Annotated in this window: 13 protein-coding genes; 5 read left to right on the top strand and 8 right to left on the bottom strand. The window is 56.7% G+C overall.

Annotated features, from left to right (window positions below):
* Positions 1–59: 59 nt before the first annotated feature.
* The 4 genes from argD to ppiA all read right to left on the bottom strand — a co-directional run bounded on the left by argD (position 60) and on the right by ppiA (position 3248).
* Complete coding sequence (gene argD / locus HYQ67_RS17250) at positions 60–1283, bottom strand: bifunctional acetylornithine/succinyldiaminopimelate transaminase (RefSeq protein WP_202305499.1); 1224 nt, start codon at positions 1281–1283, stop codon at positions 60–62.
* 87 nt (positions 1284–1370) lie between these two features.
* Entirely contained in the window at positions 1371–1934 is a 564-nt protein-coding gene (gene pabA, locus HYQ67_RS17245; protein WP_202305498.1) for an aminodeoxychorismate synthase component 2, read from the bottom strand.
* 33 nt (positions 1935–1967) lie between these two features.
* Positions 1968–2570: a putative adenosine monophosphate-protein transferase Fic gene (locus HYQ67_RS17240; RefSeq protein ID WP_202305496.1), complete on the bottom strand. Its 603-nt coding sequence runs from the start codon at positions 2568–2570 to the stop codon at positions 1968–1970.
* Between the two features lie 105 nt (positions 2571–2675).
* Complete coding sequence (gene ppiA / locus HYQ67_RS17235) at positions 2676–3248, bottom strand: peptidylprolyl isomerase A (RefSeq protein ID WP_202305494.1); 573 nt, start codon at positions 3246–3248, stop codon at positions 2676–2678.
* 280 nt (positions 3249–3528) lie between these two features.
* Here ppiA and tsgA point away from each other — a divergent pair, with 280 nt between their 5' ends.
* A complete protein-coding gene (tsgA, locus tag HYQ67_RS17230) occupies positions 3529–4716 on the top strand; it encodes an MFS transporter TsgA (RefSeq protein ID WP_202305492.1) in 1188 nt (395 codons plus the stop codon).
* A 66-nt stretch (positions 4717–4782) separates the two neighbouring features.
* Here tsgA and HYQ67_RS17225 read toward each other — a convergent pair whose 3' ends face one another.
* Positions 4783–6072, bottom strand: a complete 1290-nt coding sequence (locus tag HYQ67_RS17225; RefSeq protein ID WP_202305543.1) for a cytosine deaminase — start codon at positions 6070–6072, stop codon at positions 4783–4785.
* Between the two features lie 230 nt (positions 6073–6302).
* Between HYQ67_RS17225 and nirB the strand changes: the two genes are divergently transcribed.
* From nirB to cysG, 4 genes are all read left to right on the top strand, one after another.
* Positions 6303–8852: a nitrite reductase large subunit NirB gene (nirB, locus tag HYQ67_RS17220; protein WP_202305490.1), complete on the top strand. Its 2550-nt coding sequence runs from the start codon at positions 6303–6305 to the stop codon at positions 8850–8852.
* Positions 8849–9175 carry a nitrite reductase small subunit NirD gene (nirD, locus tag HYQ67_RS17215; protein WP_202305488.1) on the top strand — a complete coding sequence of 109 codons (327 nt, stop codon included), beginning with the start codon at positions 8849–8851 and terminating at the stop codon, positions 9173–9175. Before nirB ends, nirD begins: the two co-directional genes overlap by 4 nt.
* 183 nt (positions 9176–9358) lie before the next feature.
* Entirely contained in the window at positions 9359–10165 is an 807-nt protein-coding gene (nirC, locus tag HYQ67_RS17210; RefSeq protein WP_202305487.1) for a nitrite transporter NirC, read from the top strand.
* Between the two features lie 13 nt (positions 10166–10178).
* Positions 10179–11552 carry a siroheme synthase CysG gene (gene cysG, locus HYQ67_RS17205; RefSeq protein WP_202305486.1) on the top strand — a complete coding sequence of 458 codons (1374 nt, stop codon included), beginning with the start codon at positions 10179–10181 and terminating at the stop codon, positions 11550–11552.
* A 52-nt stretch (positions 11553–11604) separates the two neighbouring features.
* On the opposite strand, the gene HYQ67_RS17200 is transcribed toward cysG, so the two are convergent.
* From HYQ67_RS17200 to HYQ67_RS17190, 3 genes are read right to left on the bottom strand one after another with little or no spacing between them, the layout of a single operon-like run.
* Positions 11605–12705, bottom strand: coding sequence for an aminotransferase class V-fold PLP-dependent enzyme (locus HYQ67_RS17200; RefSeq protein ID WP_202305485.1), 1101 nt, complete (start codon positions 12703–12705; stop codon positions 11605–11607).
* A 53-nt stretch (positions 12706–12758) separates the two neighbouring features.
* Positions 12759–14063 carry a YhfT family protein gene (locus HYQ67_RS17195; RefSeq protein WP_202305484.1) on the bottom strand — a complete coding sequence of 435 codons (1305 nt, stop codon included), beginning with the start codon at positions 14061–14063 and terminating at the stop codon, positions 12759–12761.
* Between the two features lie 10 nt (positions 14064–14073).
* On the bottom strand, positions 14074–14427 hold the full coding sequence (locus HYQ67_RS17190) for a DUF2620 domain-containing protein (RefSeq protein WP_202305483.1): 354 nt from the start codon (positions 14425–14427) through the stop codon (positions 14074–14076).
* Positions 14428–14436 lie beyond the last annotated feature (9 nt).

Here is a 14436-nt window from a genome sequence, read left to right as displayed (position 1 = left end):
TTTAGCATGAAGCGTCGGATGGCGCGGGCTTATCCGCCGCTTGACGTTCAAGGCGGTAGCTACAGCGCCTTAACGATATTGGCGACCGCCTGAGCAAAACGCTGCATGCCGTCGTTGATGTCTTCCTCTTCAACGATAAGCGATGGCGCGAAGCGCAGCACGTCAGGGCCGGCGTTTAACACCATTACTCCTTCATGCGCTGCGGCATACAGGAAATCACGGGCGTGGCCTTTGAACTGCGGCTTAAGCTCTGCCCCAATCAGCAGCCCCATACCGCGGATATCGCTGAACACGTCAAACTGCTCGTCAATTTTCTGCAAATGCTTCACAAACAGCTCCCGCTTCGCCGATACGCCTTTCAACACCTCAGGGGTATTGATGATATCGAATGCCGCACCTGCTACGGCACAAGCCAGCGGGTTGCCGCCATAGGTCGAACCGTGGGCGCCAACGTGGAATGCAGAGGCAATGTCCTGGGTGGTCAGCATCACGCTCACCGGGAAGCCACCGCCGAGCGCTTTGGCGCTGGTCAGGATATCCGGCGTCACGCCGTAGTGCGTATAGGCAAACAGCTCGCCAGTACGCCCCATGCCGCACTGGACTTCGTCAAAGACCAACAGCGCTTTATGTTCATCGCACAGTTCGCGTAACCCTTTGAGGAACTCAGGGGTGGCCGCAGTCACGCCGCCCTCGCCCTGAATGGGCTCAACCACAATGGCACAGGTATGGTCGTCCATTACGGCTTTCACCGCGTGGAGATCGTTAAACGGCACGTGAATGATATCGGCGGGCTTCGGCCCGAAGCCGTCGGAATACTTCGGCTGTCCCCCAACCGAAACGGTGAAGAGCGAGCGACCGTGGAAAGCGTTATGGAAGGCGATGATTTTGGTTTTGTACGGGCTATGGCGGGTGGATGCGTAATAGCGCGCCAGCTTAAAGGCGGTTTCGTTAGCTTCGGTGCCGGAGTTCATAAACAGCACGCGTTCAGCAAAAGTGGCATCAATCAGCTTACGACCCAGGCGCAGAGCAGGTTCGTTAGTGAAAACGTTGCTGGTGTGCCACAGGGTTTCGCCCTGGGTTTTCAGCGCCTCCACCAGCGACGGATGGCAGTGGCCTAACGCCGTCACGGCAATACCGCCAGCAAAATCCACATACTCTTTACCCTGCTGATCCCACACCCGGCTGCCTTTTCCCTTGACCGGGATAAATTCCGCCGGTGCATAAACCGGCAGGATCACGTCATCGAAGGTTGCGCGGGTAATTGCTGATTGTTCAGTTGCCATTTATTCCCCATCCATTTTATGCGTATACGTCATGTGAAAATATAATCACAAAATATGCATAAAAAATCATTTAATGGCAATCAAAAATCAACGATTGAGGAAATTGGCCAGCAGCTGATGACCTTGTTCACTAAGAATGCTTTCCGGGTGGAACTGCACCCCTTCAAGATCCAGCTCGCGATGGCGAATCCCCATGATTTCCTGTTTGTCCGTCCAGGCGGTAACTTCGAAGCATTCAGGGAGCGTGGCGGGGTCGATTAAGAGCGAATGGTAACGCGTGACGGTGAGCGGGCTATTCAGCCCGTTAAACACACCGCTGTTGTTATGAGCGATGGCTGAAGTCTTACCATGCATAACCTTTTCGGCGCGGACAATCTTCGCCCCGAAGGCCTGGGCAATGGCCTGATGCCCGAGGCACACCCCGAGCAGCGGAATTTTTCCGGCAAATTGTTCAATGGCGGCCAGGGAAATACCCGCGTCATCCGGCGTGCAGGGGCCTGGTGAGATGACGAGCTTTGCCGGAGCCATATTCGCTATCTGCGCGAGCGTAATATCATCATTACGCCTCACCACCACCTCAGCTCCCAGCTCGCAAAAATACTGGTAGAGATTCCAGGTGAAAGAGTCGTAATTGTCGATCAGCAGCAGCATGGTGGCTCCGGGCAAAAGAAGAACCGCACTATTCTATTCGCTTTCCCGCGCTTCGCTCACCACTTTAGTGAAAATCTCCGTCAGCGGCTGAAGATCCCCCAGCGCCCCCGACTGGTTAGCGCTTTGCCAGTCCGCCTGTTCCGTTTTGCTCCAGTCCAGCATATAGCCCGCGTGTATCGCCAGCTGTTCAAAGAAAACACGCTGCGCCCGGCCGCTGCCGACGAAGAAAGGATGAAGAACGTTAATTTCGCAGTAGTAGTGCGCCAGCCTTTCAATGAAAGCCTGTTCAGGGAGATCCAGCAGATAGCGTTCATCCTCCAGCTCCTGCATCAGGTCGTTGCCTTCATTTTCAATGTACTCGTAATGGCAGAAGCGGGTATCCCCGCAGGAAATATCCACTTCGCGCAGTTCACCCGCCCAGTCGAAGGCATCCTGGAAGAGTTGCTGGTGAATGGAGCACAGCCACGGCAAACCACGGTGAAGCGGGCCAAGCTCAATGGCGGCTGCACGTTGGGCAAACTGTTCATCCTGCGCATGCGGTTCAAGCACGTCCAGCCGGCTGCTGGCCTCAAATGAACGGCTGCGAAGCTGTTGCCAGAACCGGGATTTTTGCTTGTCAGTGAGTTTCTTGCCCATATCGCCTCCCTTAACGCATCGGTTTTGCCACAAGTATAAGCAGCATTCTGCACAGTTGCCGGGAAGGGAACGGTGCGCAGGCCAAAGCGGCCTGCGCAAGAGATGTTACGGCAGGATCTTAGCGGAGAGGATAACTACCGGTTTAGATGGAACATTCTGGTAAGGACCGACGTCATGAGACTGGACCTGGGAAATTTTGTCGGCCACGTCCATCCCTTTCACAACTTTACCAAATACCGCGTAGCCGAAGTCGCGCTGGCCGTGGTCAAGGAAGGCGTTATCGGCAACGTTGATAAAGAACTGGCTGGTTGCGCTGTCTTTATCGGCGGTGCGCGCCATCGAAACGGTGCCGCGGGTGTTACGCAGGCCGTTATCCGCTTCGTTTTTGATAGGTGGATTGGGCTGCTTCTGATTCATGTCTTCCGTGAAGCCGCCGCCCTGGATCATGAAGCCCGGGATGACTCGGTGGAAAGTGGTGTTGTTATAGAAACCGCTGTTGACGTAATCCACAAAGTTTTTCACCGATACAGGGGCTTTTTGGCTATTTAACTCAAGCTCAATATTACCGGCGGAGGTCGTCAATAAGACGTGCGGATCGCTGTTTGCTGCCAGAGCAGCAGGAGAGATAGCCGAGAGGGCGAATACAGCTGCAACAGCCGCCAGTGTCGATTTGAGCATCAGAAATTCCTTACGAAGGCAGTGAATGGAGCAAGTTGCTAGATTGTAAAGAGGAGCAGGCAGCGGCGCCAGCTCTTTACGGAATTTTACTTTGCAACAAAACAATAACTTAGGTGAATAAATCGAGTTTACAGATTTAAATATGTGATATCAGTCATGAAATGAAGGGCAATAACAAAACATAATTACAATGAATGTTTAATTGCGTCACATTCAAGGCTAGAATTTACCCGCTCACCGCGCTGTCAACGCGCTTTACACTTCTATTCACAGGCCAGATATGACTAACAGCAACCGTACCAAGCTGCTTTGGATCAGCTTTTTCTCCTACGCCCTGACCGGTGCGTTGGTGATTGTCACCGGAATGGTGATGGGAAACATCGCAGAATATTTCCAGCTGCCGGTTTCCAGCATGAGCAATACCTTCACCTTCCTGAACGCGGGCATTCTCATCTCTATTTTCCTGAACGCCTGGCTGATGGAAATTGTGCCGCTGAAAACCCAGCTGCGTTTTGGCTTTCTGCTGATGGTGCTGGCGGTTCTCGGCCTGATGTTTGGTCATAGCCTTACCCTCTTCTCCGCGTCCATGTTTGTGCTGGGGCTGGTCAGCGGGATCACGATGTCGATTGGTACTTTCCTGATCACCCATATGTACGAAGGCCGTCAGCGCGGTTCACGCCTGCTGTTTACCGACTCCTTCTTCAGCATGGCCGGGATGATTTTCCCGATGGTCGCCGCGATACTGCTGGCGCGTAGCATCAACTGGTACTGGGTCTACGCCTGCATCGGCCTGGTTTACGTTGCTATCTTCCTGCTGACCCTGGGCTGCGAGTTCCCGGCGCTGGGCAAACACGCGAAAAAAGACGATGCGCAGCCTGTGGTCAAAGAGAAATGGGGTATCGGCGTACTGTTCCTGTCCATCGCCGCCCTGTGCTATATCCTCGGCCAGCTGGGCTTTATCTCCTGGGTGCCGGAATACGCTAAAAGTCTGGGCATGAGCCTTAACGACGCGGGCGCGCTGGTCAGCAATTTCTGGATGTCTTACATGGTTGGCATGTGGATTTTCAGCTTCATTCTGCGCTTCTTCGATCTGCAACGCATTTTGATGGTGCTGGCGGGTGCCGCCACCGTGCTGATGTACCTGTTCAACACGGGCGAACCGGCGCATCTGGCCTGGTTTATTCTCGCACTGGGCTTTTTCTCCAGCGCGATTTACACCACTATCATTACGCTCGGCTCGCTGCAAACTAAAGTGGCCTCGCCAAAACTGGTTAACTTCGTGCTGACCTGCGGCACCATCGGCACCATGCTGACCTTCGTGGTCACCGGCCCGATTGTGGCAAGCAGCGGTCCGCATGCGGCGCTCCAGACGGCAAACGGCCTCTACGCGGTTGTCTTTATTATGTGCGTGGCGCTGGGCCTTGTGACTAAGCACCGCCAGCACAATACGGCGGCTGCGGCGCATTAATAGCGTCGGTTGACGCTGCGCTTATCTGACCTACGGGGCGAATACTGTAGGGGATAAGCGCCAGCGTCATCCACCAAAGAAGATCTCTTCGCTGTCGTTCAGCATCACCCAGGTCTGGGCAAGCTGCGTAGTGGCAATCACCCTCCCTTCCCGCACCGACCAGCGTACCGGCACCTGACGCCGCACCGCGTCGAAGCCGCTTTCCGCAGGCAGAATAATCAGATTAGCTGGCTTCCCGACTTCGATACCATACTCCGCCACGCCGAACGTCCGCGCGCTGTTATCCGTAATCAGCTTCAGGCTCTCATCTATCTGCTGGTAGCCCATCATCTGGCAGACGTGCAGCCCCATATGCAGCACCTGCAGCATGTTCGCTGTGCCAAGCGGATACCACGGGTCAAATACATCGTCATGACCAAAGCAGACGTTAATTCCCGCCTCCAGCAGCTCCTTAACGCGGGTCACGCCACGGCGCTTCGGATAATCGTCAAAGCGGCCCTGCAGATGGATATTGACCAGCGGATTGGCCACAAAGTTGATGCCGGACATTTTCAGCAGCCTGAACAGCCGTGAAGTATAAGCACCGTTATAAGAGTGCATGGCGGTGGTATGACTGGCAGTGACGCGCTCCCCCATGCCTTCCCGGTGGGCCAGCATGGCGACCGTTTCTAAAAATCGCGACTGCTCGTCGTCTATTTCATCGCAGTGGATATCCAGCGGGCGGTCATATTTTTTCGCCAGCGCAAAGGCTTTGTGCAGTGACTCCACGCCGTACTCACGGGTGAACTCGAAATGGGGAATAGCACCGACGACATCAGCCCCCAGTTTTAAGGCTTCTTCCAACAGCGCCTCACCGTTGGGATAAGAGAGAATCCCCTCCTGCGGGAAAGCGACAATCTGCAAATCAACCCACGGAGCCACTTCCTGCTTCACTTCCAGCATCGCCTTAAGCGCCGTCAGCGTGGGATCGGAGACATCCACGTGGGTACGCACATACTGAATGCCGTTGGCTATCTGCCATTTCAGCGTCTGCCACGCCCGCGCCTTCACATCCTCATGGCTCAGCAGCGCCTTGCGTTCGGCCCAGCGCTCAATGCCTTCAAACAGCGTGCCGGACTGGTTCCAGCCCGGCTGCCCGGCGGTCTGGGTGGTGTCCAGGTGGATATGCGGCTCGATAAACGGCCCCACGGCAAGACCACCGCGCCCGTTCAGGCGCTCCAGCGTCTCGGCCCGGGTATCCTGCTCCCCCATCGGCTCGATGGTTTTAAAGCGCCCCTCTTCTATAGTGAGCTGCCACAGGCCGGGCCGACCGGCAAGGCGGACGTTCTGGATGAGTTTCAAGGGAGTATTGTGCATCATGCCTCCGGGGCAAAAGAACCTTTCCTACTTTTTAGCATAAAGCTTACCCAACCGGCCGTTTAAATGGTCTATGGTGAAAAACCAACCAATTCCATCACTTAGAAAATTCCTCTTAAATCAAACATATACCCCTTAATGGGTATATAAAGGCGTATTTGATTTGCATCAATAATTACCCCAGCTGAATCGTTAAGGTAGGCGGTAATAGAAAAGAAATTGAGGCAATTATGAGCAAAGTCAAAATCGCAATTATCGGTAATGGCATGGTCGGCCATCGCTTTATCGAGGACTTACTTGATAAAGCTCAGCCAGGCCAGTTCGAGATTACCGTCTTTTGTGAAGAGCCGCGCAAAGCCTACGACCGCGTGCACCTGTCATCCTATTTTTCCCACCATACCGCCGAAGAGTTATCTCTGGTTCGCGAAGGCTTCTACGAGAAGCACGGCGTTAACGTGCTGATTGGCGAACGCGCCATCACCATTAACCGCCAGGAAAAAGTAATTCACTCCAACACCGGCCGCACCGTTTATTACGACAAGCTGGTCATGGCGACGGGCTCATACCCGTGGATACCGCCTATTAAAGGTTCTGAAACTCAGGACTGCTTCGTCTACCGCACCATCGAAGATCTGAACGCCATTGAAGCCTGCGCCCGCCGCAGCAAGCGCGGCGCGGTGGTCGGTGGTGGCCTGCTGGGCCTTGAAGCCGCAGGCGCGCTGAAAAACCTCGGCGTGGAAACCCACGTGATTGAGTTTGCCCCAATGCTGATGGCCGAGCAGCTCGACCAGATGGGCGGCGAGCAGCTGCGCAACAAAATTGAAAGCATGGGCGTGCGGGTTCACACCAGCAAAAACACCCAGGAGATCGTCCAGCAAGGGAAAGAAGCGCGTAAAACCATGCGCTTTGCCGACGGCAGCGATCTGGAAATCGACTTCATTGTCTTCTCAACCGGTATCCGCCCACGCGACAAGCTGGCCACCCAGTGCGGCCTGGAAACTGCCCAGCGCGGCGGTATCTCCATCAACGACAGCTGCCAGACTTCAGACCCGGATATCTACGCCATCGGCGAGTGCGCCAGCTGGAACAACCGCGTGTTTGGCCTGGTAGCACCTGGCTACAAAATGGCGCAGGTCACCGCTGACCATCTGCTGGGCAGCGCAAACGCCTTTGAAGGCGCGGACATGAGCGCCAAGCTCAAGCTGCTGGGTGTGGACGTTGGCGGTATCGGCGATGCCCATGGCCGCACGCCAAACTGCCGCAGCTACGTCTATCTGGACGAAAGCAAAGAAGTTTATAAGCGTCTGGTGGTTAGCGAAGATAACAAAACCCTGCTGGGCGCGGTGCTGGTTGGTGACACCACCGACTTCGGCAACCTGCTCCAGCTGGTGCTCAACGCCATCGAACTGCCGGAAAACCCGGACTCGCTGATCCTTCCGGCCCACGCGGGCAGCGGCAAGCCGTCCATCGGCGTGGATAAACTGCCGGACAGCGCGCAGATCTGCTCCTGCTTCGACGTCACCAAAGGCGATCTGGTAAAAGCTATCAACGGCGGCTGCCATACCGTGGCGGCCCTGAAGGCAGAAACCAAAGCCGGTACAGGCTGCGGCGGCTGTATCCCGCTGGTCACCCAGGTGCTGAACGCCGAGCTGTCCAAACAGGGTATCGAGGTTAACAACAACCTCTGCGAGCACTTCGCGTTCTCCCGTCAGGAGCTGTTCCACCTGATCCGCGTCGAACAAATCAAATCCTTCGACGAGCTGCTTAACAAATACGGCAAAGGCTACGGCTGTGAAGTCTGTAAGCCAACCGTGGGCTCCCTGCTGGCCTCCTGCTGGAACGACTACGTGCTGGAACCGCAGCACACGCCGTTGCAGGACACCAATGATAACTTCCTCGGCAACATCCAGAAGGACGGCACCTACTCGGTGATCCCTCGTTCTGCCGGTGGGGAAATCACGCCGGAAGGGCTGATGGAAGTGGGCCGCATCGCCCGCGAATATAACCTTTACACCAAGATCACCGGCTCCCAGCGTATCGGCCTGTTCGGCGCGCAGAAAGACGATCTGCCGGAAATCTGGCGTCAGCTGATTGATGCCGGTTTCGAAACCGGCCACGCGTACGCCAAAGCGCTGCGTATGGCGAAAACCTGCGTGGGCAGCACCTGGTGCCGCTACGGCGTGGGCGACAGCGTGGGCTTCGGCGTCGAGCTGGAACACCGCTACAAAGGCATCCGCACCCCGCACAAAATGAAGTTCGGCGTGTCCGGCTGTACCCGTGAATGTGCGGAAGCGCAGGGTAAAGACGTGGGGATTATCGCCACCGAGAAAGGCTGGAACCTGTACGTCTGCGGTAACGGCGGCATGAAACCACGCCACGCAGATCTGCTGGCGGCGGACCTTGATAGCGAAACCGTGATCAAATACCTCGACCGCTTCATGATGTTCTACATCCGCACCGCCGACAAACTGACCCGTACGGCTTCATGGCTGGACAACCTGGAAGGCGGCATCGATTACCTGAAGAGCGTGATCATCGACGACAAGCTGGGCCTCAACGAACAGCTCGAGTCGGAGCTGGCTCGCCTGCGTGAGAAAGTGATCTGCGAGTGGACTGAAACGGTGAACACGCCGGAAGCCCAGGTTCGCTTCAAACACTTTATCAACAGCCCGCAGCGCGACCCGAACGTGCAGGTCGTGCCGGAGCGCGAGCAGCACCGTCCGGCCACGCCGTATGAGCGTATTCCAGTCACCATGGTAGAAGCGGAGGAGATCGTATGAGCCAGTGGACTACCGTTTGTCAGTTAAACGACATCCTGCCGGCAACCGGCGTCTGCGCGCTGCTGGGGAACCAGCAGGTTGCAATTTTCCGCCCGCGTAACGACGAGCAGGTGTACGCCATCAGCAATATCGACCCGTTCTTTGAATCAAGCGTCCTGTCTCGCGGGTTAATTGCCGAACACCAGAATGAACTGTGGGTTGCCAGCCCGCTGAAAAAACAGCGTTTCCGCCTGCGTGACGGCCTGTGCATGGAAGACGAAAGTCACTCTATCGCGCACTTCGAAGCGCGTGTGCAGGACGGCATGGTGCAGATAAAAGCATAGGGGTTCCCCTTTCACCCTGACCCTCTCCCCAACGGGGAGAGGGAACTATTCCAGTACGGCCTCCACCTCAGAAAGAGCTAATAAAGCCAGAGGTTTCCCCCTCGCTCCTCAGGAGAGCGGGCCGGGATGGGGGTAAAGCATTCAGACTTATTTTTCTTTTTTTACTTTGTAGGGATAACAAAAATGTTCACCGATACCATTAACAAATGTGCGGCCAACGCCGCGCGCATTGCCCGCCTGTCGAAAAGTAATCCGCTCGGCTTTTGGGTTAGCTCTGCGATGGCAGGGGCCTACGTTGGCCTTGGCATCATTTTAATCTTCACGCTGGGCAACCTGCTCGATCCGTCGATTCGTCCCTTAGTGATGGGTGCCACCTTTGGTATCGCCCTGACGCTGGTGATTATCGCGGGCTCCGAGCTGTTCACCGGCCACACCATGTTCCTGACCTTTGGCGTCAAAGCGGGCACCATTTCCCACGGTCAGATGTGGGCTATTCTGCCGCAAACCTGGCTGGGTAACCTGGTAGGTTCCGTCTTCGTTGCCCTGCTCTATAGCTGGGGCGGCGGCAGCCTGCTGCCGGTGGATACCAGCATCGTACACGCGGTTGCGCTGGCAAAAACCACGGCTCCGGCCACGGTGCTGTTCTTTAAAGGGGCGCTGTGTAACTGGCTGGTTTGTCTGGCAATCTGGATGGCAATCCGTACCGAAGGTGCGGCGAAGTTCATCGCTATCTGGTGGTGCCTGCTGGCGTTTATCGCCTCCGGCTACGAGCACTCCATCGCCAACATGACGCTGTTTGCGCTCTCCTGGTTCGGCCATCATAGCGAGGCCTACACCCTTGCCGGTATCGGTCATAACCTGCTGTGGGTGACCCTCGGTAATACCCTTTCAGGTGTAGTATTCATGGGTCTGGGTTATTGGTATGCTACGCCAAAAGCCGAACGCCCGCAGCCTGAGCGCATCGCAACTGCTGAGACTGCACGCCTATAATTGAGGACCGTACGTGGATCACCTGCCGATATTTTGTCAGTTACGAGGTCGCGCCTGCCTGTTAGTTGGCGGCGGCGACGTCGCAGAACGTAAAGCACGTTTATTGCTGGAGGCAGGTGCGCTCGTCACCGTTAATGCCCTGGAGTTTACCCCGCAGTTTCAGGCGTGGGCGCAACAGGGCATGCTTACCCTTGAACAGGGTCCTTTCTCCCCTTCACTGCTCGATGTCAGCTGGCTGGCGATTGCCGCCACCGACGACGATGCGGTGAACCAGCAGGTCAGCGATGCCGCTGAGTCCCGCCGTATTTTCTGTAACGTGGTAGACGCCCCGAAGCAGGCCAGCTTTATCATGCCGTCGATTATCGACCGCTCGCCGCTGATGGTCGCCGTCTCTTCCGGTGGAACCTCGCCCGTGCTGGCGCGCCTGCTGCGTGAAAAGCTGGAGGCTATTCTGCCGCTGCACCTGGGTAAAATCGCAGGTTATGCGGGTACGCTTCGCGGTCGCGTGAAGGCGAAATTTGCCACGATGGGCGAACGCCGCCGCTTCTGGGAAAAGTTTTTCACCAATGACCGTCTGGCACAGTATCTGGCTAACGAAGACCAGAAGGCCATCGACCAGGAAACCGAATCGCTGTTTAACCAGTCGCTGGATCACCGCGGTGAAGTGGTGCTGGTCGGCGCGGGGCCGGGCGATGCGGGTCTGCTGACGCTCAAGGGCCTGCAACAGATCCAGCAGGCGGACGTGGTGGTTTATGACCGCCTGGTATCGGATGACATCATGAACCTGGTGCGCCGCGATGCGGACCGCGTGTTCGTTGGTAAACGCGCTGGCTTCCACTGCGTGCCACAGGAAGAGATCAACCAAATCCTGCTGCGTGAAGCCCAGAAAGGGAAGCGCGTGGTGCGTCTGAAGGGCGGGGATCCGTTTATCTTCGGGCGCGGTGGCGAAGAGCTGGAAACGCTGTGCAACGGCGGCATTCCGTTCTCCGTCGTGCCGGGCATTACCGCCGCTTCCGGCTGCTCCGCCTATTCCGGCATCCCGCTGACCCACCGTGATTACGCGCAAAGCGTGCGCCTGGTTACCGGGCATCTGAAAACTGGCGGCGAGCTGGACTGGCACAACCTGGCGGCTGAAAAGCAGACGCTGGTGTTTTACATGGGCCTGAACCAGGCCGCCGCCATTCAGGAAAACCTCATCAGGCACGGCATGCCGGCGGATATGCCCGTGGCGCTGGTGGAAAACGGCACGTCCGTTAAGCAGCGCGTGGTAAACGGTGAGCTGAACCAGCTTGGCGAGCTGGCAACCCAGGTGGAAAGCCCGGCGCTAATCATCGTCGGGCGCGTTGTTGCCCTACGCGACAAGCTGAACTGGTTCTCGAATCACTGACCGTACCGGGTAACTATCGGTGGATGGCGCTGGCGCTTATCCACCCTACCGCTTATCCGCCCCACCACTTATCCGCGCAACAACTTTCCCGCAATATTCGTAATACCGTCTCGCTTCCGCTGCGGTTCGGGTTAATGCGGATCATGCGTTGTTCAAGCGTAGGATCGGACTCACGGAATGTCCCTGACACGCGGTAAAACAGCGGCGGGATTTCGTATTTCGACTCTGCCCCCACCGGATACGGCAGCGCGCCCAGCTTCTGCGCGGCATTCAGCACCTCTTCTGCAATCGGCTCGTGAAACTCCACCAGTAATACCTTCGACTGCGCGTTGGCGATAAACGCCTGCTTCACTGCGGGGATCTTGCCGCCGTTTAACTCAGCCACCAGCCTGTCGTTCACCTGTGCCTGAACGGCATGCATCACCGGGGCAAAAACCAGCCCGCGCAGGGCCTCCATCGCCTGAACGCCCTGCACCTGGCTGCCGCCGGAATACATGCTCTTACGAATATTGGCGACCGTGTCCGCATCGCCAACTACAACGCCTACGCCAGCCGGGCCAAACAGCTTAAAGCAGGAGAACGTGGAAAGCGTCGCGCCGCATTCGCAGCCGATATTTTCCACTTTCATCACCGCGTAATTATCGTCCGTCAGCGACGGCAGGCCGTACTGATTAAAACAGGCGATAACTTCCGCCAGGTCGTAAGCATCGTCCATTTTCTGACGGGTATGCTGGATTAACGCCGCCTGTGGGCGATGCTGTTCAATCGCTTTTCTCACCGCCTCTGGCTGATTGAAATCGGCACGAATCAGCTGCAAACCCATCTGCTCTGCAATAACTGCCGTAGTGGGATAAAGCGGCGCGTCGTGGATCAGCAGCCTTTCTCCGGCCTTCAGCATTGCCGCCAGGCCGCTGCGGATCGCGCCGGTTCCGGCCCCCTGCACCAGGGCCGCGGCCGGAGCACCAAAGAACGCCGCCAGAACCGTCTCCACACGCCGTGTCATCTGCGGCTGATTCAGTCCGGGAACCAGCCCTAAATCGCCGGCGTTCAGAAAATCGCTGCCGGGGAAATGACGGCAAATGGTATCCACCAGGCGGAACTGTTTGCGCTGCGCCTGCTCCATCGTCAGGCTTTGTAGAGGCCAGGTTTTCACTTGTACGTAACTCCATGAAGGCCCGCCGGTCGTTCAGCGAGCATAAACAGGGATCAGGCCGGAACGAACAGGCCGCAGTAGTAGAGAATGTTCAGCACGATGCCGGTTATCAGCACCGCCACAACGGGCGAGGCCATTTTCTGCACCGGACGGCCCAGCGACTCGTTCAGGAAATAGAGCGCGGCGGCGATGGTAAAGCCGGTATAGCCCGCCATTTTAATCGCCGCGAAGATAGAGCCGACCAGCAGCGCCATTTCCATCAGCATATTCATGGCGTTACGGATGTTATCCGAAGCGTTACGCACCGAAGGATAGCGGCCCAGCCATTTGCCGATGGAGCGCAGCAGCAGCACCTCGATGGAAATCACCGCCGCGCCGACGACAAACGCCAGAATCGGGTTTGAGATGAGATAGCCGACGGCAAATACAAAGGTGAAGCCCGCCACGGCATAGACGCCGGTCGCCAGCGCGGTAGTGGCAATCATCGGCACAAAGCCGAGGCCGCGCATAAACTCCGCCAGCGCCGCCTGGTTAATCAGCGTCTGGGACTGCGCCGGATCCAGCCCAACCTTGTAGGCTTTCTCCAGGGTAAAGATAGAGACTTCCGAACCGGCAAAAATCTTCATGCTGGCAACCGCGGCAATCAGCCCGCCAACTATGGCGATATAAGGCAGGTTTTTGATGATGCGCGATGTTCGCTCCTCAAAGACCGACAGGCCACCATCGTCCTGTTCTCGCTCCTTACGGGTGCGATGATCCTGAGTAATCGCGATGCCCAGCAGCATCACCATGCCGACGAAGATCTCGATGGACTCCGGGTTCAGGTGCGGGAAGAAGCGCACGATGATCACCCGCGTCATCAGCACTACCACCGCCGCGAACAGGCTGTTCTTCCAGCCGAACTGATAGAAAATCGCTACCAGCGGGAAGAGCGCAAACGCGGAGACGACCGGCGAGCTTAGCTCGCCAAGCGATCCGAGCACGTCCACCGGCAATGCGGTCAGCAGATGGTTAACCGGGATCAGGCAGGTCAGGATCAGCACGCCCCATACCGCGCCCAGCCCGAACGCCAGCAGGCTGTTAGCCGCCAGCACACCGAGAATATCCGTCGGCAGGAACAGCAGCCAGCTGTTGAGCAGGCCGGTTTTCAGGGTGAAAGAGATCCCCACCGAGGCCACAAAGCCGATGCTCAGACCGAACGCAATGCTCCCCGCCTCCCGGCGGTTCATATTGCCTTCAATCAGCTGCGGCAGAATCGGGCGGATCCCGTCGTGGAACACCGCCGCTGACTTATGCGCCAGCAGTGCGGTCATCCCCGTCAGGCACGCCACCACTAATATCTGAATGTAAAAATCCATAGCGTAGCCTTTATTTCAGATGGGCAACGAGCATCGGGATCGCATGTTCAATATGCTCAACCGACAGGCCGAAGGCGACTTTGCCGTCGGCAACCATTTTCGCGACCTGCTCCTCTTTCGCTTTGATACCCGGTTTAGCGATGGTGCAGCTTTTGTTGTAGCCAATTACCGCGATGGCGATGGACAGCGCCGCCCCGGCCCCGGTATTACACGCGCCGATATAGTAGTCGAGCTGGCCGGATTTCACCTTCATTGCAGCCTCCATATCGTTGTAGATAAACACTTCAAAGGAGCCTGGCGCTGTCGTTTCGATGGTCTTTTTAATGAGTTCGCGCTGTAAGCCAGCGACACCGATCTTTTTCATGGGTAATCC

This window comes from Dryocola clanedunensis subsp. sulfonylureivorans (assembly GCF_016756775.1).
Taxonomy (GTDB): domain Bacteria; phylum Pseudomonadota; class Gammaproteobacteria; order Enterobacterales; family Enterobacteriaceae; genus Dryocola; species Dryocola clanedunensis.
Note: the sequence above shows the minus strand (reverse complement) of the source record. Positions and strands in the feature narration are given on the sequence as shown.